16 protein-coding genes and 1 pseudogene are annotated in these 20375 nt (G+C 70.7%); 9 read left to right on the top strand and 8 right to left on the bottom strand.

Annotated elements, in window-relative coordinates; translation table 11 throughout:
- Positions 1-23: 23 nt before the first annotated feature.
- From ACIO3P_RS08380 to ACIO3P_RS08360, 5 genes are read right to left on the bottom strand one after another with little or no spacing between them, the layout of a single operon-like run.
- Complete coding sequence (locus ACIO3P_RS08380) at positions 24-1391, bottom strand: cytochrome P450 (protein WP_329828074.1); 1368 nt, start codon at positions 1389-1391, stop codon at positions 24-26.
- A gap of 11 nt (positions 1392-1402) precedes the next feature.
- A complete protein-coding gene (locus ACIO3P_RS08375; protein WP_329828073.1) occupies positions 1403-1993 on the bottom strand; it encodes an ATP/GTP-binding protein in 591 nt (196 codons plus the stop codon).
- Entirely contained in the window at positions 1968-2348 is a 381-nt protein-coding gene (locus ACIO3P_RS08370; RefSeq protein WP_329828072.1) for a DUF742 domain-containing protein, read from the bottom strand. Before ACIO3P_RS08370 ends, ACIO3P_RS08375 begins: the two co-directional genes overlap by 26 nt.
- Positions 2345-2755 carry a roadblock/LC7 domain-containing protein gene (locus ACIO3P_RS08365; protein WP_329828071.1) on the bottom strand — a complete coding sequence of 137 codons (411 nt, stop codon included), beginning with the start codon at positions 2753-2755 and terminating at the stop codon, positions 2345-2347. Before ACIO3P_RS08365 ends, ACIO3P_RS08370 begins: the two co-directional genes overlap by 4 nt.
- Positions 2752-3942 (bottom strand): ATP-binding protein, encoded by a 1191-nt coding sequence (locus tag ACIO3P_RS08360; protein ID WP_401848465.1) that lies wholly within the window; start codon positions 3940-3942, stop codon positions 2752-2754. The genes ACIO3P_RS08365 and ACIO3P_RS08360 overlap by 4 nt, the downstream gene beginning before the upstream one ends.
- A gap of 518 nt (positions 3943-4460) precedes the next feature.
- Here ACIO3P_RS08360 and ACIO3P_RS08355 point away from each other — a divergent pair.
- The 6 genes and pseudogenes from ACIO3P_RS08355 to ACIO3P_RS08330 all read left to right on the top strand — a co-directional run bounded on the left by ACIO3P_RS08355 (position 4461) and on the right by ACIO3P_RS08330 (position 12728).
- A complete protein-coding gene (locus ACIO3P_RS08355; protein WP_401848466.1) occupies positions 4461-6212 on the top strand; it encodes an ABC transporter transmembrane domain-containing protein in 1752 nt (583 codons plus the stop codon).
- Positions 6209-8023: an ABC transporter ATP-binding protein gene (locus ACIO3P_RS08350; RefSeq protein WP_401848468.1), complete on the top strand. Its 1815-nt coding sequence runs from the start codon at positions 6209-6211 to the stop codon at positions 8021-8023. Before ACIO3P_RS08355 ends, ACIO3P_RS08350 begins: the two co-directional genes overlap by 4 nt.
- A gap of 355 nt (positions 8024-8378) precedes the next feature.
- Positions 8379-9665 carry an ABC transporter substrate-binding protein gene (locus tag ACIO3P_RS08345; RefSeq protein ID WP_401848470.1) on the top strand — a complete coding sequence of 429 codons (1287 nt, stop codon included), beginning with the start codon at positions 8379-8381 and terminating at the stop codon, positions 9663-9665.
- Positions 9666-9675: 10 nt separating this feature from the next.
- Entirely contained in the window at positions 9676-10686 is a 1011-nt protein-coding gene (locus ACIO3P_RS08340) for a carbohydrate ABC transporter permease (protein ID WP_401787511.1), read from the top strand.
- The gene (locus tag ACIO3P_RS08335) at positions 10676-11545 is read left to right on the top strand and encodes a carbohydrate ABC transporter permease (RefSeq protein ID WP_329828065.1); all 870 of its coding nucleotides are present in this window, start codon (positions 10676-10678) and stop codon (positions 11543-11545) included. Before ACIO3P_RS08340 ends, ACIO3P_RS08335 begins: the two co-directional genes overlap by 11 nt.
- Before the next feature lie 140 nt (positions 11546-11685).
- A pseudogene (locus ACIO3P_RS08330) lies at positions 11686-12728 on the top strand (LacI family DNA-binding transcriptional regulator).
- A gap of 90 nt (positions 12729-12818) precedes the next feature.
- Here ACIO3P_RS08330 and ACIO3P_RS08325 read toward each other — a convergent pair.
- The 3 genes from ACIO3P_RS08325 to ACIO3P_RS08315 all read right to left on the bottom strand — a co-directional run bounded on the left by ACIO3P_RS08325 (position 12819) and on the right by ACIO3P_RS08315 (position 16051).
- Complete coding sequence (locus tag ACIO3P_RS08325; RefSeq protein WP_401848472.1) at positions 12819-13085, bottom strand: hypothetical protein; 267 nt, start codon at positions 13083-13085, stop codon at positions 12819-12821.
- Between the two features lie 13 nt (positions 13086-13098).
- Positions 13099-13884 (bottom strand): hypothetical protein, encoded by a 786-nt coding sequence (locus ACIO3P_RS08320; protein WP_329828063.1) that lies wholly within the window; start codon positions 13882-13884, stop codon positions 13099-13101.
- Positions 13885-14251: 367 nt separating this feature from the next.
- Positions 14252-16051, bottom strand: coding sequence for a PucR family transcriptional regulator (locus ACIO3P_RS08315; protein WP_401848474.1), 1800 nt, complete (start codon positions 16049-16051; stop codon positions 14252-14254).
- Positions 16052-16437: 386 nt separating this feature from the next.
- Between ACIO3P_RS08315 and ACIO3P_RS08310 the strand changes: the two genes are divergently transcribed.
- The 3 genes from ACIO3P_RS08310 to ACIO3P_RS08300 are packed head-to-tail and all read left to right on the top strand — an operon-like array spanning position 16438 to position 20296.
- Complete coding sequence (locus tag ACIO3P_RS08310; RefSeq protein ID WP_401785600.1) at positions 16438-17337, top strand: FAD binding domain-containing protein; 900 nt, start codon at positions 16438-16440, stop codon at positions 17335-17337.
- A gap of 2 nt (positions 17338-17339) precedes the next feature.
- Positions 17340-17903 carry a (2Fe-2S)-binding protein gene (locus tag ACIO3P_RS08305; protein ID WP_401848476.1) on the top strand — a complete coding sequence of 188 codons (564 nt, stop codon included), beginning with the start codon at positions 17340-17342 and terminating at the stop codon, positions 17901-17903.
- A 5-nt stretch (positions 17904-17908) separates the two neighbouring features.
- Positions 17909-20296, top strand: a complete 2388-nt coding sequence (locus ACIO3P_RS08300) for a xanthine dehydrogenase family protein molybdopterin-binding subunit (RefSeq protein ID WP_401848837.1) — start codon at positions 17909-17911, stop codon at positions 20294-20296.
- The last annotated feature ends 79 nt before the right edge of the window (positions 20297-20375 follow it).

Here is a 20375-nt window from a genome sequence, read left to right as displayed (position 1 = left end):
GGTCGCCCGGCCCGGTCGGGGTGCTACCCCTTCCACCAGGCCAGGAAGCCGCTCCAGAACTTGCCCTTCTGCGGCGAGGCGTACGGCACCGGGGCCTGGGGGCCGCCGACCGTACGTGCCGCGGGGGTGGCGGGTCCGGGGCGCGACTGCGCCCTCCGCTCGGGGGTGAAGCGGGCCGGCAGCGAGCCCAGCGCCCGGTGGAACGGACCGGGCCGGTAGACCAGGTCGTCCGGGGAGACCGACAGCTCGATGTCGGGCAGGCCGTTGAGCAGCCTCTCGATGGCCTGCACCGATATCAGCAACGCGGGATCCTTGGCGGGGCAGGCGTGCGGCCCGGCGCCCCAGGCGAGATGTGCGCGCTTGCTCAACGTCTGCCGGCCCATGGAGAGATTCGGGTCCGTGTTGGCGGCCGCGAAGCTGATGAGCACCGGGTCCCAGGCGTCGAGCTTGACCCCGGACAGATCGACGTCCTGTACGGGGAAGTGCGTGGCCCAGTTGGCGATGGGTGCGCTGTTCCACAGGATGTCGTTGATCGCGTCCTCGACCAGCAGACTGCCGGACTGCTCCCCGTCCGCGTACTTGTCGTCGGAGAGCAGGACCCGCAGCGAGTTGGAGATGAGATTCGACAGCGGCTCCGTGCCACCGCCGATGAGCTGGAGGATCTGCGGGATCATCTCCTCGTCGGTCAGCTTGACCGGATGCTGCATCAGCCACGAGGTGATGTCGTCGCCCGGCTGTGACCGCTTCAGCATCACCAGCTCGACCAGGGCCTCCTGGAGGACCTCGTTCGCCTTCGCCGCGTCGACCCCGTCGAAGATGCCGGAGATGCCGAACACCATACGGTCGCCCAGCTCACCGGGGCAGCCGAAGAGGTCGTTGAAGACGAGCAGGGGCAGCACCTGCGCGTACTCGCTGACCAGGTCGACCTTGCCGCGGCCGCTGAACTGGCTGATCAGATAGGTGGCGGTGCGCTCCACCAAGCGGGTCAGCCGGTGGGTGTCGATCCGCGCCAGACTGTCGGTCGCCGCCTGACGGAGCCTCAGGTGCTGGGCTCCGTCGGTGAGGAGGGGGCCCGGCATGTACGCCATCATCGGCAGGACAGGGCTGTCCAGCGGTACCCGGCCCTCGTTGAGGGCGCGCCAGCGCCGCGAGTCCCGGACGAACATGTCGGGGTTCTGGAGCACATGGAGCGCGGCGGCGTAGTCCGTGATCAGTGACGCCTCGACGCCGGGCGCCAGTTCCACGGGCGCCGCGGGGCCGAAGTTCCGCATGTACGCGTAGTGCGTGGCCGGGTCCTTCACGAACTCCGGCGTGTACAGGGGGACTCCCCGGCCGCTGTTGTGTGCTGGGCAACCCGGTGGCGGTGCGGGGAACTCCGAAGGGGATTGCATCTGCCGGACTCCTAGTTGAGACGTGACTGAAGGTAACGGACGAGACTGATGAGGGCGTTCGCCGAGGAACGCTGGTCACGCGCGTCACAGTTGACCAGGGGTGTCTCGGGGAGCAGATCGAGGGCTTCCCGTATCTCCTGGTCCGCGTGGTTCGGACGGTCGTCGAATCGGTTCACCGCGATCGCGTACGGGATCCCGTAGTGCTCGACGAGGTCCATCACGGGGAAGGACTCCTCCAGACGCTCCGGATCGACCAGCACCAGGGCCCCGAGCGCACCCCGCGTCATGTCCTCCCACACCTGGACGAAGCGCTGCTGTCCCGGTGTGCCGAACAGGTAGAGGACCAGCCGGTCGCTGAGGGTGAGGCGGCCGAAGTCCATCGCCACCGTCGTGGTGGTCTTGCCGGGGGTGCCCTTGAGGTCGTCGACCCCCTCGCCCGCCTGCGTCATCACCTCTTCGGTGCGCAGCGGAGGGATCTCGGACATGGTCCCGATGAATGTCGTCTTGCCGACGGCGAAATGCCCGACGACAAGAATCTTCGCCGCGGTCTGCACCGACTCACGTAGATAGACACCGTCATCCAAAACGGGCTTGAAGGCCATTCAGCACCTCCTCAAGTATGTGCCGCTCGACCAGCTTCGCGGGAGGTATGGGGGCACGCGTGACGAGATACCCCTCCTGCGTGAGATCGGACAGCAGGATTTTCACGACCCCGACGGGAAGCTGGGTGTGTCCGACTATCTCGGCGACGGAGAGGTGGCCGCCCGCGCACAACTCCAGAAGATCGCGCTTCTCAGGATCGAGATGTCCCGCTCTGGGAGCGTCCTGAGCCGTCGTGACCAGCGTGATCAGTGAGAACTCGTGGTCATCGAGCAGACTGCGGCCGTTGGTGATGACATACGGACGTACTAATTGCGGGGCTTCTGGTTCCTGATCCGGCTCTTCTGGTGTGGTCATGCTTTCGTGTCAGCAATCTCGCGAGGGGGACTGGTCAGGGCCTTGCCGAGCTGGCCGACAAGCTGCTGCATACGGAAGGTGATCTCGGCCATGTCCACCTCCGGTGTCGCCGAGACACCGAGGTAGGCGCCCTCGCCGGCCGAGATGAGGAACGCCCAGCCGTGGTCGAACTCGACCACCGTCTGACGCCATTGCGCCCGGTTGTTCGGCGGGGTGCCACAGAATTCCGCCAGTGTGCGGCTCAGCGACTGCATACCGCTCATCGCGGCGGCGACGGTGTCGGCGTGGTCCTTGCCGACCTCCTTCGACCGCGCCATGAGGAGACCATCGGCGGAGACGAGAATCGCGTGACGCGCTTCGGGCACTTCCAGAGCACTGTCAAGCATCCATGACAGATCGTAATTCACTGATTCTCATGCCCTTCACTGCTTGCGTTGTTGAAACGACGGCCTGATTGCGTTCCGCGCTGGAACGCTCCCATCACGGAAGCCGCCTGCTCACTGTCACGAGCCGGCGCCTCCTCGCTCTCGGCAGATGGAACGATCGATATCGCGCCTCTGCGACGGCGTTTCGGGAGACCGCCGAAGGTGGTCGAAGGGGCCGCCGGAGTCTCTTCGGGCGGCATCGGGGAGGACGCGGCCACGGTGGGGAACTCCTTGGGCTCGGGCTGGGGCGCGGGACGGGGCGCGGGCTTGAGCTCGGGCTGGGGAGCGGGCCTGGACTCGGGATCCGGCATGGCGGTGAGCAACTCGTCGGGGAGGAGCACGACCGCGCGCACCCCGCCGTAGGGCGAGGTGGAATCCACGGACACGGTGAAGCCGTACCGGGCGGCGAGCACGCCGATCACGGTGAAACCGAACTGCGGCGGATTGCCGAGACCGGAGACACCGGGCGAACGCTCACTCGACAGAAGCTTCGCCGCCCTGCTCTTCTCCTCCTCGTTCATACCGACACCGGCGTCGTCGACGACGATGCAGACGCCCTTGGGCACGGGCCGGATATTGATCTCGATGATCGTTTCCGGCGCGGAGTAACTGGTGGCGTTGTCGAGGAGTTCGGCGAGCGTGAGCGCGACGGGCTCCACGGCCCGGCTGACGATGGCGAAGTTACTCTGGGCCCGGATCTCCACACGGGTGAAGTGGCGAATACGGCCCTTGGCGCTGCGCACCACGTCGTAGAGCGACGCGGCGGACCGCTGCCGGCCCAGCCAGCCGTCGCAGAGAACGGCGATGGACTGCGCGCGCCGTGCGAACTGCGAGTTCATGTGGTCGATGTCGAGGAGGTCCTGGAGAATCTGGAGTTCTCCGTACTTGTCCTGAAGCTTGGTGATCGCGAGCTGCTGTTCGCTCGCCAGACCCTGAAGCGTTCGCATCGCCGACTTCAGCGCGGTCTTGGTGTCCTCTTCCGCCCTGTCCTTGGCCTCTTCGACGGCCTCGGTGTAATGCTCTTCGAGGTTCGCGTAGTGCGCCTTGAGTTCCTGTTTCTCCTTTCTCAGCTCGGCAATCGACCTTCTGCCGCGAATGATCGCGGTTGCGGCGACAGGAGTACCGGCGATCAAACCCCAAATCGCTGGATCCTGAAAGTATTGCGTCATAAGGCTCTCTTCGGGCGAGTGGGCCACCGGGTACTGAATGTCTGGAGTGTGCGTTGAAAAGGGCTCGCGGTCACAGACAAACGGAATAGGCCGCGCACGCTCGCCTGCCGGACTGCCTTGAAAGGCCCGGCTAATGGCATAGTTCTCCCCGGGGTGGCGGATTTCTGGGCCGATGCGCTGACTTTCCTTTATGCCATAGCGGGTTTGGTGCCACTTGGCAAGCCTGGTGATCTTATCACCAGGGCATGTGCCTCCGGCCAGGTCGATCTGTTCTGTTTCTGACGTCTGACAGTAATTCAGCGGCGTTTCCCTTTTGGGGTCGTTGGGGGCTGTTAGGCGCCCGTCGGGGACCCCTCGGGATCGGGGGCGTTGCATGTCCTTGTGTGGAAACCTCCCTTATGTGCCGGAGCCGGTCACGTGCCAGAGGCATGTTCGTGAGGGGGCCGTGACGAGGACGTGGGGAGGTCGTGCGGATGCGTGTGGGCGTGTGTGACGGAGGTGTCGTTAGGGTGCGGGGAATGGGTGACATGGACAGGGACCCCGGGACGCCGGACCGACGGGGCGCCTGGCGCTACCTGTGGTGGCTGGTGACCAGCCAGCGGGGCCGTGTGACGGCCGGCGCCATGTGGGGCAGCGTCTGGATGGTCGGGCTCACCCTGCAGCCGTACCTGCTGTCGCGGGCGATCGACGACGGCCTCGAACCCGGGGACCGGGGCGCCCTGTGGGCCTGGGCCGGGGCGCTGTTCGCGGTCGGGGTGGCCAACGCGCTGGTGGGTATGGCGCGTCACCGCACCATGACCCGGGTCCGGATGGACGCCACCTTCCGTACCGTACGCGTCGTCGTCCGCCAGGCGACCACGCTCGGCGCCACACTGCCCCATCGGATCACGGCCGGAGAGATCGTCACCATCGGCATCTCCGACGTCATCGGGATGAGCCAGAGCCTGACCGTCACCGGCCCCGGGGTCGGCGCCGTCCTCGCCTACGCGGTGGTCGCCGGGCTCCTGATGTCCGTGTCCCCGGTCCTCGCCGCCGTCGTGCTGCTCGGCGTACCGCTGCTCGCGGTCGTGGTCGGCCCGCTGCTGGGACGGTTGCAGGGCAGGGAGACGGCCTACCGCGAGCGGCAGGGCGCACTGGCCGCGCGCTTCACCGACATCGTCGGCGGACTGCGCGTGCTCGGCGGACTCGGCGGCAAGGACGTCTACGCGGCCCGCTACCGGCGCGACTCCGAGCGGCTCAGGGACGAGGGCTACCGGGTCGGGGCGGTGACGAGCTGGATCTCCGCGTTCGGCCTCGGTCTGCCCGTGCTCTTCCTGGCCGCCGTGACCTGGCTGGGGGCCAGGCTGGCCGCGCAGGGGGAGATCACGGTGGGTGAACTGGTCGCGGTGTACGGCTACACGGCCGTCCTCGTCGTCCCCGTGGGCTTCTTCATCGAGGGCGGTTACGACGTGAGCCGCGGCCTGGTCTGCGCGCGCAGGGTCATACGGTTCCTGGAGCTGGAACCCGAACACACCGACACGGCGGTGGTGACGACGGACGGGGACGGTGGCGCGCCCGCGTCGCCCGCCCCCTTGCGCGACCCCGCCTCCGGCGTCGAGGTGGCACCCGGGAGCCTCACGGTGCTCGTCGCCGCCCGGCCCTCGGACGCCACCGAAGTGGCCGACCGGCTGGGCCGGTTCACCGCCTCCGACGCGACCTGGGGAGGCGTGAGGCTCGACGCGATCCCCCTCCGCCAGGTCCGCGACCGCATCCTCGTCGCCGACAACGAGGCCGACCTCTTCGCGGGCACCCTGCGCGACGCCGTCGAAGGCCGCTGGAACCGCGCGGACGAGGCCGTCGAGGCGGCCCTCGCCGCGGCGGCGGCCCAGGACATCGTCCTCGGTCTGCCGGACGGACTCGGCTCCCGCCTCCTCGGCCGGGGCCGCAACCTCTCCGGCGGCCAGCGCCAACGCGTACGGCTGGCCAGGGCGCTGCTCGTCGACCCCGAGGTGCTGATCGCCGTGGAACCCAGCTCGGCCGTCGACGCCCACACCGAAGCCGCACTCGCCGCCGGGCTGCGCGCCGCCCGCTCCGGCCGCACCACGCTGGTCACCAGCACCTCGCCACTGATGCTGGAGCACGCGGACACCGTCCACTACCTGGTCGACGGCCGTACGGAGGCGGTCGGCACCCACCGGGAACTGCTCGCCGGACCGACGGGCTACCGCGCCCTCGTGTCACGCGGCACGGACGACGACGAACCGGACCGGTACCAGGAGGCCGTGCGATGACCGTACGCGAGACGAGGACGACCGGCGGGCTGCCGGTCGCCGATCCCCCGCGGGTACGCCGCGCCGCGCTCGCGCTGCTGCGCCAGGACGCACCCGCCTTCGCCGCCGCGATCGGCCTCAACGCCCTGGCGGCGGCCGCCGGACTCGCCGGACCCTGGCTGCTCGGCCGGATCGTCAACGCCGTCAGGGCCGGGGAAGGCGTGGACACCGTCGACCGGTACGCGCTGATCCTCCTGGTGTGCGCGCTCGCCCAGCTCCTGCTGGCGCGCTACGCCCGCTTCGTCGGACACCGCTTCGGTGAGCGCACCTCGGCCCGGATCCGCGAACAGTTCGTCGACCGGGCGCTCGGGCTGCCCGCCCCGGTGGTCGAACGCGCGGGCCCGGGCGATCTGACGGCGCGCGGCACGACCGACGTCACCACCGTCGGCACCACGCTGCGCGACGCGGGCCCGGACGTCTTCATCGCCGGGATCCAGGTGCTGTTCATCCTCGGCGCGGTCGTCGTGCTGGCCCCGCCGCTCGGCGCCTGCGCCCTGCTCGGCCTGGTCGGGATCTGGTTCGCCACCCGCTGGTACCTGCGGCGCGCGCACGCCGCGTACCTGGCGGAGGGCGAGGCCAACTCGGCCCTGGCGGAGATCCTTTCCGCGACGGCGGCGGGCGCGCGTACGGTCGAGGCGTTCGGGCTCCAGCGGCGCCGCCTCGACGCCTGCGAGGAGGCCGTCGGCCGCTGCGCACGCACCCGTACCAGGACCCTGTTCCTGCGCAGTGTCCTCTTCCCGGCGGTCGACGCCTCGTACATCGTCCCGGTCGTGGCCGTCCTGCTGGCCGGTGGCGCGCTGCACGACCACGGCGCGGTGAGCCTCGGGGCCGTCGTCGCTTGCGCGCTGTACATGCGACAGCTCGACCAGCCGCTCGACGAGATCCTGCGGTGGGTGGAGCAGATGCAGAGCAGCGGGGCGTCCTTCGCCCGGGTGGAGGGGCTGGCGAGGACGCCGGGGGAGAAGGACGGGTCCGGCAACCGCCCGCCGGGGGACCGGCCCACCGGGAGCCGCGCTCCGCGGCCCCGTGTTCCGGCCGACGACCGCATCGAGGTCGCCGGTGTGCGGTACGCGTACGACGGCGGGCGCGATGTGCTGCGCGGGGTCGATCTGGCCGTAAGGCCCGGCGAGCGGCTGGCCGTCGTCGGCCCGTCGGGCGCCGGCAAGTCCACCCTCGGCAGGCTGCTCGCGGGCATCGACAGGCCGCGCGAGGGAGCGGTGACGGTGGGACGGGTACCGATCGCCGCGCTCGATCCCGAGGAACTGCGCCGGCAGGTGGTCCTGGTCACGCAGGAACACCATGTCTTCCGCGACAGCGTCCGGGCCAATCTGCTGATCGCCGCACCGGGGGCCACGGACGCGGAGGTACGCGCGGCCCTCGCCGCCGTCGGCGCCGACTGGGTCGACGAACTGCCGGACGGCCTGGACACCGAACCGGGCGTGGGCGAGACCTCCCTGGACGGCGCACAGGCCCAGCAACTGGCCCTGGCGAGAGTGGTGTTGGCCGATCCGCATACGTTGATCCTGGACGAGGCCACCGCCCTCCTCGACCCCGCGTCCGCGCGCCACGCGGAACGGGCCCTGGCGGCGGTCCTCGACGGCCGTACGGTCATCGCCATCGCCCACCGCCTCCAGACGGCGCGCGACGCTGACCGGGTGGCCGTGATGGACGACGGCCGACTCACCGAACTGGGCACGCACGACGAGCTGGTGGCCCGGGGCGGCGCGTACGCGGCCCTGTGGCGCTCGTGGCACGGGGATCCGCCGCGGTAGGGACGGGGCTGGCGAGGTGGTGCCGGTTGGTCATCGGTGACGGCGACAGAGCCGACCACGGTGACGACGCAGCCGACCACAGTGACGACGACACAGCCGACCACAGAGCCGACCACATAGGCGTTGCACGTCTCTTGACACTGGTTTTCGGCCGCGCCGATACTCAACGGCAACGTTCACGTGAACGTTCACGGCCCCCGAAACGCTGTTGGCCAGAGCCCAGGAACCACCGCCGACATCGTTGTCAGAGTCGAGTCGTCACGTACTTCCTCACCCCGTCAGCGGGCCGAGTCGGCGCCATGCCCTGGCCGAGCCGTGTCCGGAAAGCGAGTGCGAGCCCATGGAACACCGAACGATGTCCCGCAGGCGTCTGCTGGGCGCCTCCCTGGGGGGCGCGGGCGCCGCCCTGCTGGGCCTGTCGGGATGCGGGGCGGGCAGCGGCTCGGCCTCGGCGGGCACCGACCACCTCAGCATCTGGTACTGGAACGGAGCACTGAGCGAGAAGCTGCTCGCCGCCTCCGCGCGGTCCGTCCCCGGGGTGTCCGGACTGAAGGTGAAGGGTTCGCCGATCGCCGGCGACTACAAGTCGAAGCTGCGCACCAGCATGGCCGCCCAGGCGTACGTACCGGACCTTGCCTGCGTGAACTCCGGTATCTCGGAGTTCTTCCCGGACGAACAGGAGTTCCTGGACCTGCGGGACCTCGGTGCGGGGGCCGTCGAGGACCAGTACCTGGAATGGAAGTGGAAGAGCGGCATCAGCCCCTCCGGACGGCTGATCGGCTTCCCGCTCGACGCGGGCCCCACCGCCCTCTACTACCGGCCGGACCTCTTCGCGAAAGCCGGACTGCCCACCGAGCCGGGAGAGGTCGCCGAGGCCACCTCCACCTGGGAGAAGTACCTCTCGGCCGGCCGGACCCTCAAGGCCAAGGCGCCCGGCAAGCCCTTCCTGGTCTCCCAGATCAGCTACATCTTCCGGATGGTCCTGTACCAGAGCCCGCGCCAGTTCGTCGACACCGACGACCGCTTCATCGGCGACCAGGAGCACGTCAAGCACGCCTGGGACGTGGCCGTGGAGGCACACCGGCAGGGGCTCAGCGCCGGGTTCCTGGACAACCAGCCCGACTACAACGCGGCCGTGAGCGGCGGCCGGGTCGCCTCCCTGCTCAACGCGGTGTGGGGCATCAACGGCCTCAAGAACGTGGCGCCGAAGACCTCCGGGTCCTGGCGGCTGACCGCGATGCCGGCCGGGCCGACCAACTACGGCGGCTCCTACGTGGGCATCACCCGCTACTGCCGTGACCCGGAAGGGGCGTTCGCCTTCCTGAAGTGGATGCTCGGCCCCGAGAACCAGTTGAAGAGCTACCAGGAGATGGCGCTCTTCCCCACCACCCCGGCCGTCTACACCACGTCCGCGATGCGCAGGCCCGACCCCTTCTTCGGCGGCCAGATCCCCGTCGACGTCTTCGGCCCGGCCGCCGAGAAGGCCCCGGTCATCTACTCCAGCCCCTACGAGGCGACCGCCAACACCCCCGTCTTCCAGGAGCTGACCAACGTGGAAACCCTCGGCAAGAACCCCGACAAGGCATGGCGGGACGCCATGAACGCCGCCGAAACCGCCCTGTCCCAGCGGGGGGTGAGCTGACATGGCGAGCATGACGGAAGCGGCCAAGGCTCCCGCGGCCGACAGCGGCAGGAGGGCGGGCAACCGCCGTACCGGCACCGGGGGCCCGCGCGCACGGTGGCGGCGCCATCTGCCGTCGTACCTCGCCATCTCCCCGTACTACCTGCTCTTCGCCGCCTTCGGCGCCTTCCCCGTCTTCTTCTCGCTCTACCTCTCCTTCCAGGACTGGGACGGCATCGGGGACATGCGCTTCGTGGGGCTCCAGCAGTACTACTGGCTGCTCCACGACCCGGTGTTCTGGCACGCGATCCTCAACACCTTCGAGATCTGGTTCCTCTCCACGGTGCCGATGCTCTTCCTGTCCCTGGGGCTCGCCTTCCTGCTCCACTCACAGGTGCGGTTCTCCGCCACCTACCGGGTCGCGTACTTCATCCCCAACGTCACGTCGATGGTCGCCATGACCATCGTCTTCGGCTCGGTCTTCGCCCAGACCGGCCTGGCCAACTCGCTGCTCAAGGCGGTCGGGCTGGACGGCGTCGGCTGGCTGAGCTCCTCCCTCGGCATCAAGTCGGCGCTCTCCATCATGATCATCTGGCGGTGGGTCGGCTACAACGCCCTGATCTTCCTGGCCGGTCTGCAGGCCATCCCCACCGAACTCTTCGAGGCCGCCCGGGTCGACGGCGCGAACAGCCGGCAGCTCCTCTTCCGCGTCGTGGTCCCGCAGTTGCGGCCGGTTATCCTCTTCGCCGTCATCACCTCCACCATCAACGGCCTGCAGATCTTCACCGAGCCCCAAGTGCTCTTCTACTCGGACGACCCGGGATCCACCGGCGGGCCCGGCCAGGAAGGTATGACCATCGTGCTCTATCTGTGGCAGAGGTCCTTCAACGACCTCCAGTTCGGTTACGGGGCCGCGATGGGCTGGCTCCTGTTCGCGCTCATCGCCCTCTTCGCGATCATCAACTGGCGGCTGGTGTCCGGCTCCGACCGCGACGACCGGCGCGGCATCGCCCTGCGCAAGGGGGCTCGCAATGGCCGCTGACCGTACGAACTCCCACGCGGGGCTCGCCATCGGCGCGGGCAGCAGGGCGGCCCGGATCTGGGTCCGGGTGGCCCTGATCCTCGGGGTGCTGGTCTCGATGTTCCCCTTCTACTGGCTGGTGGTGATGGCCTCGGTCACCACCCAGGACATCCTGAGCTACCCGCCCAAGCTGGTGCCCGGCACCCAACTGCTGCACAACATGCAGGAGGTGATCCATCGCATCGACTTCTTCACCTCGCTGTTCAACACCGTCGTGGTCGCCGTGACGGGCACGGTGCTGGTGCTGTTCTTCGACTCGCTGGCCGCCTTCGCCTTCGCCAAGTACGACTTCCCGGCCAAGAAGCTCCTCTTCGGTGCCCTGATGGCGACGTACATGATCCCCGCGCAACTCTCGCTGGTGCCGCAGTTCGTCACCATGGCCGAGTTCGGATGGGCCGGCACACTGAAGGCGCTGATCATCCCCGGCGCCGCCAACGCCTTCGGGATCTTCTGGATGCGCCAGTACGCGCAGAACTCGCTGCCCGACGAACTCCTCGACGCCGGACGGATCGACGGCGCGGGCTTCTTCCGGCTGTACTGGCAGATCGCGCTGCCGCTCTTCCGGCCCGCGCTGGCCTTCCTCGGCATCTTCACCTTCATCCAGATCTGGAACGACTACATCTGGCCGCTGGTCGTGATGGTCGACCCCGACCGGCTCACCCTCCAGGTCGCCCTCGCCAACCTCAACGTCGCCTACAACACCGACTACGCCGTCGTGATGGCAGGGGCGTTGATGAGTGTCATCCCGCTGATCGTCGTCTTCCTGATCGGGGCACGGCACTTCCTGCGGGACCTCGCCGCCGGAGCGACCAAGATGTGACCGCCCGCGGTACAAGGAAGACCACGCGCGACACCAGGACGACCATCCGCGGAACCGGCCGACGGCGACCGGGAATCGCCCGGGTTTCCCGCACGGGCCACCCGGCGCCGGCGCCGTCGCCACCGGCTACAGTGCACAGCGTGTGGGCCGACAACCAGCAACGGGAGCCACGATCGACGAGCCTGACGGCCCTCACCACCGGGCCACGATCCACGATGTCGCACGACTGGCCGGGGTGTCACGCCAGACGGTCTCCCGTGCGGTCAACAACAAGGGAGAGATCGACCCGGCCACGAAGGCACGCGTGCTGGAGACCGCACGCCTGCTGGACTACCGGCCGAGCCGGTTCGCGCGGGGACTCGTCCGCAAGGGGGCGGTGACGGCGGGCCTGGTGATCCCGGACCTGATGAACCCCTTCTTCCCCGAGGTGGCCGCCGGTGTGCTGGAGGCCGCCGAGCAGCGCGGCTGGCAGGTGGTGGTGTGGGACTCCCGCACCGACGACGCCAGGGAGCGGGAGGCCCTCGACGTGCTGTCCCATCAGGCGGACGCGGTCGTCGGCTACTTCAAGAACGAGGACGACGCCCTCGCCAGGCATCTCGGCGGTGTGCCGCTCGTGCTGCTGGAACGCGGCCCGCAGCAGACCCGGTTCGCCGCCGTGGGCATCGACGCCGCCGCGGGCCTGGAGCAGGGCATCGCTCATCTGGTCCGGGCGGGGCACCGCAGGATCGGCATGCTGGACGGCGACCGGCCGGACGCCCCCGGCCCCCGGCGCGAGGCGTTCCTCGCCGAGGTGCGCCGGCACGGTCTGCCCCTCGACGAGAGCTGGATCGTGCTCTGCCCCGACCACAGCGTCGCGGGCGGCGAGGCCGGGCTGGAACGGATGGTGGAGGTACGGCCCGAGGTCACCGCGGTCTTCGGCTTCAACGACCTGATCGCCGTCGGAGCGATACGCGCCGCCCGGCGCCACGGCCGGCGCGTACCCGACGACCTGGCCGTCATGGGCTTCGACGGGCTCTCCCTGGGAGAACTCGTCGAACCCGCCCTGACCACCCTCCACCTCGACAAGCGGCAACTGGGACGGCTGGCCGTCGAACAGGTGGCCCGGCTGCGCGCGGGCCAGGAACCACTGACCGGCGCGGACGCGTGGGTACGGCCCGAACTGGTGGTACGGGCCTCCGCCTAGGGCTGGCCACCGCCTGGTACGGGCAAACCTCCGCCTGGTACAGGCGGGCCTCCGCCTGCTACAGGCGGAGGCCCGCCCTGGGCGAGTCCGTCACCGCCATTGCTTCGGTACGTTCCGCAACTGCTCCCTCGGGTCCCAGCCCGGCGGGCGGCACGACGGGTCGTGGAAGGGGAACCCCTCGCTCTCCCACCGGGCCCTGATGGTCCGGACCCCCGGAAGCGTGGTGTCCCCGTACCCGGACTGGACATCGCAGCACTCACAGATGTCGTGGCTGGGCTCTCCCGCCTTCCACACGGGATGGCCGTCGTGGTCGTAGCCGCACACACGACAGACGTACTCGTCGTCACCGATCTCCATGGACCGTAGCCTCTCAGACCACCGGTGCCGGCGGCGTGGGCGTGAGCTGGTCCGCCAGCCAGGTGGGGACGCCGCCCAGCAGACGGAACAGGCGGCTCGCCTCGGCGCGGAGACGGGTGGCCTCCGGTTCGGGTTCAGCGTCGGCCAACGCGGCCAGGGCCGGCGCCGTACCGACGAGGTAGCCCAACTCCTCCCGGATACGGAGCGATTCGCCGAAGCCGTGCCGCGCCTCGGCCAACTCACCTTCCCTCAGGGCCAGTCCGGCGAGATGGCGCCAGGTGAAGGAGAGCAGCAGCGTTTGGCCGTGCGCCGTCGCCGCGGCGTGGGCGCGGCGGTAGGCGGCGCGCGCCGACTGGGGGGAGTCCGCGAGGTGTTCGGCCACCAGCCCGCGCCGGAAGTCGAGCAGGGCGCGGCCCGGCGCCGTCGGGTCCAGCAGCGCCGCAGCCCGTCCCAGGGCCGAGCGCGCCTCGTCCGCGCGGTCGCGGACACCGAGGACGGTCGAGGCGTAGGCGAGATGGCCGCGTTCGCACGCGGCGGCGCCCCGCTCACCGTCCTCGCGGGCCGTGGCCTCCGCCGAGCGCAGCGCGTCCTCGGCCTCGGGCCAGCCGTCACCGGTGAACAGGCAGCGCTCCACGAGCAGCGCGGCCCGCTGGAGCGCCGGGCCGGGGGAGTTGGCGTGGGGGGTCAGCAGGGCCGCTGCGTCGGTCCAACAACCGCGCGAGCGCAGCCGCCATACCGCGGTCTGGAGTGGGTCGTCACCAGCGGTGGTTCCGGAACCAGACATGGCGGTATACGCCACATTGCCCTCCCCTAGCGCGCCATTGTGCTGTTGAGTGTGGACGCATCTCAGCATGGATCACCACGCCGGGCCAATAGGTCAGGTGAAAGAATTCACAATCACCGGGGCGCCCGCGGTGGTATCGGGGGAGCGCGGCCCGGGTGCCGACCAGGGGCCGCGCTACGGCCGTACGCCCCGGGCCCACCGGCCGTCAGGGCTGTCACCTGGGGTGATCGTCCCGTCCCGCGGTGACCCCGGCGACCGCCGCCCGTCTCCGCTCCCGCCGGGCCCGACGGCTGAACGCTCCGTGGCCGTTTCGGGTGACGGCGGTCAACACGATGCGACGCCGGGCATGGTCCGCGCGGCCGAGGCCGCGTCCGCCACCGCCTCAGGTCATGCGCAGCGCCAGGAAGAAGTCCAGCTTGTCCTCCAGCCGCGACAGGTCACGGCCCGTCAGTTGTTCGATCCGGCCCACCCGGTAGCGCAGCGTGTTCACATGCAGATGGAGGCGCGCCGCGCAGCGCGTCCAGGAGCCGTCGCAGTCGAGGAACGCCTCCAGCGTGGCGATCAGCTCGGCGCGGTGGCGGCGGTCGTAGTCGCGCAGGGGGTCGAGCAGCCGCGCGGTGAAGGCCCGGCGTACGTCGTCGGGTACGAACGGCAGCAGCAGGACGTGCGAGGCCAGTTCGTGGTGGCCCGCCGCGCAGACGCGGCCCGGCCGGGCCGCCGCCACGCGACGGGCGTGCCGTGCCTCCTCCAGGGCGCCCCTGAGCCCCTCGGCCGAGTGCACCGCGGCGCTCACGCCGAGCGTCAGCCGGCCCTCGTCGCCGAGGCCCGCGGCGAGCGGGGCCCGTACGGCGGCCAGCAGCGAGTCCGCGTGCAGCCGGGGGTCCTCCGGCACCGGACCGGCCTCGGCAGCCGCCCCCGAGTCCGCGCCCGAAGCGGAAGCCGTTCCCGAAGCTGGACCCGCCCCCGAAGCCGGAGCCGCTGGAGCCGGAGCCGCGCCCTCCTCCGCCATCGCCAGCGGTACGAGTGCGATCGCCTCGTCACCCATGTGGCCCACGGCGATACGGTCCGCCGAGTCGACGCCCGCCGGACCGCCCGGACCCGCCGGACCGGCCGCCCCCACCAGGATCTCCTCCAGCAGCGACTGCGCCACCGGGGCGCCGGACGCGTCGCCCCCGCCCTCGCCCCCGCCGTCCCGCGCCCACTCGATCCGCGCCACCACGACCTGCCAGTGCGGCGCCGTACCGCTCAGTCCCGGCAGCAGGACCGGGGCCGCCACCCGCAGCCGGGCGGCGATCTCCGCCGGGGCCGCGCCCGCCTGGACCAGCTCCAGGACCTCCTGGGCGAGCTGGCGCCGTACCGTACGGGCCGTGTCCCGCCGGTCGCGCTCGACCGCGATGAGCTGGGTGACGCCCTGGAGCAGATCGAGCCGGGCCTCCGGCCAGTCGCCCGCGTCCGCCTCGACCGCGAGCAGCCAGTCGGCCAGCGCCGCCCCGCGCGGCTCGGCCGCCTCCCGGCCCTGCGTACGGATCGGGAAGAGGGAGTACGCCGTACCGTCGACGGCCGTACGGTGCGGGCTCCTGAGGCCCGCGCGGGTGGCCGAGAGGTGGTCGCCCGCGAGTGCGGCTCCCCGCGCGGCGGGCAGCGGTGCGCCCGATCCCGCGATCTGCCGGCCGGTCGGGGAGAGCACCCAGGCCCGCAGGTCGAGATCCGAGCCGAGGAGGTCGAGGACCACATCGGGGCCGCCGCCCGCCGGGCCCGAGGTCATCAGCCTGCGGTGCCGGTCGACGACCGCCGCCAGATCACCGGCGCGCTCCCCGGACACCTGGCGGACCACGTACTCGGTGATCGTGGCGAACGCGACCTTCTCGTGCACCGCGAAGAGCGGCAGCCGGTGCCGGGCGCACGCCGCGACCAGGTCGGCGGGGATGTCGCCCAGCTCCGCCTCGCCCGCCGCGAGCCCGGCGACCCCGGCGCCCGCGAGGATGCGGACGAAGGGCTCCGAGTCCTCGGCCGCCCGGCGCCAGGCGAGGCCGCTGAGGACCAGCTCGCCGCCCGAGAGATAGCGGCTCGGGTCGCGCAGGTCGGTGGTCATCACCCCGCGTACGGCCCGGTTCAGCTCGTCCTCGCCGCCGAGCAGCCGCAGCCCCAGCGCGTCGGTCTCCAGCAGTGCGCGCAGCCGCATCGTGTCGCCGCCGATCTCTTTCCTCGTCCGTCGTCCGGGGGTCGCCCTCTCGGAGCTGCCGCCCCGACGGAAGTGTCTTACGTTTCGACGGGAAGGCCGTTCGGTTTCCGGCATCCCATCATTCGTTCGAATCTACAAGACGGAGTGGTGGACCAGCCAACTCCTTCATGGTTTCGGTGACTGCACCGGGGGCGTCGGCGGCTTGTGTACTGGTGAGAAGCCCTTCGGAGCTTCAGCCATTCACCTGCCACCCCTGAGCCACCCGTGCACGAGCACCACCCGTGCACCAGCACCACTCACGTGCCACTCAGGCGCCACCCTGTGCGAGGACCGGCCGTCCCCGGGCCCGGCGACAACGATCGTGACGATCGGGAAGAGAGCCGTTCATGGACTTCCTTCGCCCCGGAAGCTGGGAGGAGGCGCTCGCCGCCAAGGCCGAGCACCCCGGCGCCGTCCCCATAGCGGGCGGCACGGACATCATGGTCGAGATCAACTTCGACCACCGGCGGCCGGACCAGCTCCTGGACCTGAACCGCATCGACGAACTGCGCGAGTGGGAGGTCGGCGCGGACGAGGTCGCGCTGGGCGCCTCCGTCCCGTACACCCACATCATGGAGCATCTGCGCGCCGAGCTGCCGGGCCTCGCGCTCGCCTCGCACACCGTCGCCTCGCCGCAGATCCGCAATCGCGGCGGCGTCGGCGGCAACCTCGGCACCGCCTCCCCGGCGGGCGACGCGCACCCGGCGCTGCTGGCGGCGGGCGCCGAGGTGGAGGCCGTATCCGTACGGGGCTCCCGGCGCATCCCGATCGACGCGTTCTACACCGGGGTGAAGCGCAACGCGCTCGCGCCCGACGAACTCATCAGGGCCGTCCACATCAGGAAGGCGGACGGGCCGCAGCAGTACTCGAAGGTCGGCACGCGCAACGCGATGGTCATCGCCGTCTGCGCCTTCGGGCTCGCGCTGCACCCGGACACCCGTACGGTCAGGACGGGCATCGGCTCCGCAGCGCCTACCCCGGTCCGGGCGCGCGACGCCGAACTGTTCCTGAACGCGGCGCTCGACGAGGGCGGTTTCTGGGACAGCGGAAAGATCATCACACCGTCGATCGCGAAGCAGTTCGCGGACCTCGCCGCGGCCGCCTGCAACCCCATCGACGACGTACGCGGCACCGCCTCGTACCGGCGGCGCGCGGTCGGCATCATGGCCCGCCGCCAGCTCGGATGGGCCTGGGAGCGGTACCGGGCCACCGGCCACGGCCCCGGCGGACTCGAAGGAGCTGCGTAACCATGCGTGTCCATTTCACGGTCAACGGGCGCGAGCAGGAGGCCGACGACGTCTGGGAAGGCGAGAGCCTGCTCTACGTGCTGCGCGAGCGGATGGGCCTGCCGGGCGCCAAGAACGCCTGTGAGCAGGGCGAATGCGGTTCTTGTACGGTACGGCTCGACGGCGTCCCGGTCTGCGCCTGCCTGGTCGCGGCCGGTCAGGCCGAGGGGCGGGACATCCTCACCGTCGAGGGCCTGGCGGACCACGCCAGGAAGCGCGCGGGCTCCTGCGGGGCCGGCGCCACCGACAGCACCGGCGCCACCGGGGCCGACGTCACCGAGGCCGGCGAACTCTCCCCCGTCCAGCAGGCGTTCGTCGACGCGGGCGCCGTCCAGTGCGGCTTCTGCACCCCCGGTCTGCTGGTCGCCGCCGACGAGATGCTGGAGCGCAACCCCTCCCCGAGCGACGGGGACATCCGCGAGGCCCTCTCCGGCAACCTCTGCCGCTGCACGGGGTACGAGAAGATCCTGGACGCGGTCCGCCTCGCGGCCGCCCGGCAGGCCACGCGCCAGGAAGAGGCGGTGTGACAGCCATGGCCACCACCACCGGCATCCCCACCAGCCTCACCCAGGGGTCCAGGACCCGCGGCGGAATAGGCGAGTCGACGCTCCGCCCCGACGGCACCCTCAAGGTCACCGGCGAGTTCGCCTACGCCTCCGACCTGTGGCACGAGGACATGCTCTGGGGCCACACCCTGCGCTCCACCGTGGCCCACGCCGAGATCTGCTCCATCGACATCTCCCAGGCCCTGGCCACCCCCGGCGTCCACGCCGTGCTGACGTACGAGGACCTCCCCACCGCCGTCAAGCACTACGGCCTGGAGATCAAGGACACCCCCGTCCTCGCCCACGGCAAGGTCCGCCACCACGGCGAGCCGGTCGCCCTCGTCGCCGCCGACCACCCGGAGACCGCCCGCCGCGCCGCCGCGAAGATCAGGGTCGACTACGCCGACCTGCCCGTCGTCACCGACGAGGCGTCGGCCACCGCCCCCGGCGCCCCGCTGGTCCACGAGAACCGCACCGACCACTACGCGGGCCATGTCCCGCACCCCAACGTCCTGCACCGCCAGCCGGTCGTCCGCGGCGACGCCGCCCTGGCCGCCGGGCGCGCCGATGTGATCATCAAGGGCGACTACGTCTTCGGCATGCAGGACCAGGCGTTCCTCGGCCCGGAGTCCGGCCTCGCCGTACCCGCCGAGGACGGCGGCGTCGACCTCTACGTCGCCACCCAGTGGCTGCACGCCGACCTCGCCCAGATGGCGCCCGTCCTCGGCCTGCCCGAGGACAAGGTCCGGATGACGCTCTCCGGCGTCGGCGGGGCCTTCGGCGGCCGGGAGGACATCTCGATGCAGATCCACGCCTGCCTGCTGGCGCTGCGCACCGGCAAGCCGGTGAAAATGGTCTACAACCGCTTCGAGTCCTTCTTCGGCCATGTCCACCGCCACCCCGCCCGACTCCACTACGAGCACGGCGCGACCCGCGACGGCAAGCTCACGCACATGAAGTGCCGGATCGTGCTCGACGGCGGCGCGTACGCCTCGTCCTCGCCGGCCGTCGTCGGCAACGCGGCGTCCCTCTCCGCCGGACCGTACGTCGTCGAGGACGTCGACATCGAGGCGCTCGCCCTCTACACCAACAACCCGCCCTGCGGCGCGATGCGCGGCTTCGGCGCCGTCCAGGCGTGCTTCGCGTACGAGGCGCAGATGGACAAGGTGGCCGCCGCGCTCGGCATGGACCCGGTGGAGTTCCGCCGGATCAACGCCATGGAACAGGGCACCCTGCTCCCGACCGGCCAGCGCGTCGACTCCCCGGCGCCCGTCGCCGAACTGCTGCGCCGCGTCAAGGCCCGGCCGCTCCCGCCCGAGCGGCAGTGGCTCCTCGCGGGGGAGGAGGCGGACGTACGGGCGCTGCCCGGCGGCCTCTCCAACACCACGCACGGCGAGGGCGTGGTCCGGGGCGTCGGTTACGCGGTCGGCATCAAGAACGTCGGCTTCTCCGAGGGCTTCGACGACTACTCCACCGCGCGGGTCCGGCTCGAAGTGATCAACGGGGTGGCCGTCGCCGTCGTGCACACCGCGATGGCCGAGGTGGGGCAGGGCGGGGTCACCGTCCACGCGCAGATCGCCCGGACCGAACTCGGGGTCACGCAGGTGACCATCGTCCCGGCCGACACCCGGGTCGGCTCGGCGGGCTCCACCTCCGCCTCCCGGCAGACCTATGTCACCGGCGGCGCCGTCAAGAACTCCTGCGAGCACGTGCGGGAGCGGGTCCTGGAGATCGGGCGGCGCCGCTTCGGCACGTACCACCCGGCGTGGGCCACGGCCGAGCTGCTGCTCGAAGGCGGCAAGGTCGTCACCGACGGCGGCGAGGTGCTGGCCGATCTGGTGGACGTCCTGGAGGACGAGGCGGTCGAGGTGGAGCTGGAGTGGCGCCACCGTCCGACCGAGGCGTTCGACCTCCGTACGGGACAGGGCAACGGCCATGTCCAGTACTCGTTCGCCGCGCACCGCGCGGTGGTGGAGGTCGACACGGAACTCGGGCTGGTCAAGGTGGTCGAACTCGCCGTCGCGCAGGATGTCGGCAAGGCGCTCAACCCGCTCTCCGTCCTCGGCCAGATCCAGGGCGGCTCCACGCAGGGGCTGGGCGTCGCGGTGATGGAGGAGATCATCGTCGACCCCGTGACGGCGAAGGTGCGCAACCCGTCCTTCACCGACTACCTGATCCCCACGATCCTCGACACCCCGACCATGCCCGTCGACATCCTGGAACTGGCCGACGAGCACGCGCCGTACGGGCTGCGCGGCGTCGGCGAGGCGCCGACCCTCTCGTCCACGCCGGCGGTCCTCGCCGCGATCAGGGCGGCGACGGGTCTGGAGCTGAACCGGACACCCGTACGGCCGGAACACCTCACCGGCACCTGACCACCAGCACGTGATTACCGGTACCTGACCACCGGCACCTGATCGGCACACGGCATCCGGTCCCGCCCGGCATCCCCGG

The sequence above is a fragment of the Streptomyces sp. NPDC087310 genome (genome assembly GCF_044744405.1).
Classification (GTDB): Bacteria; Actinomycetota; Actinomycetes; order Streptomycetales; family Streptomycetaceae; genus Streptomyces.
This window is presented reverse-complemented; position numbering and strand designations above follow the sequence as displayed.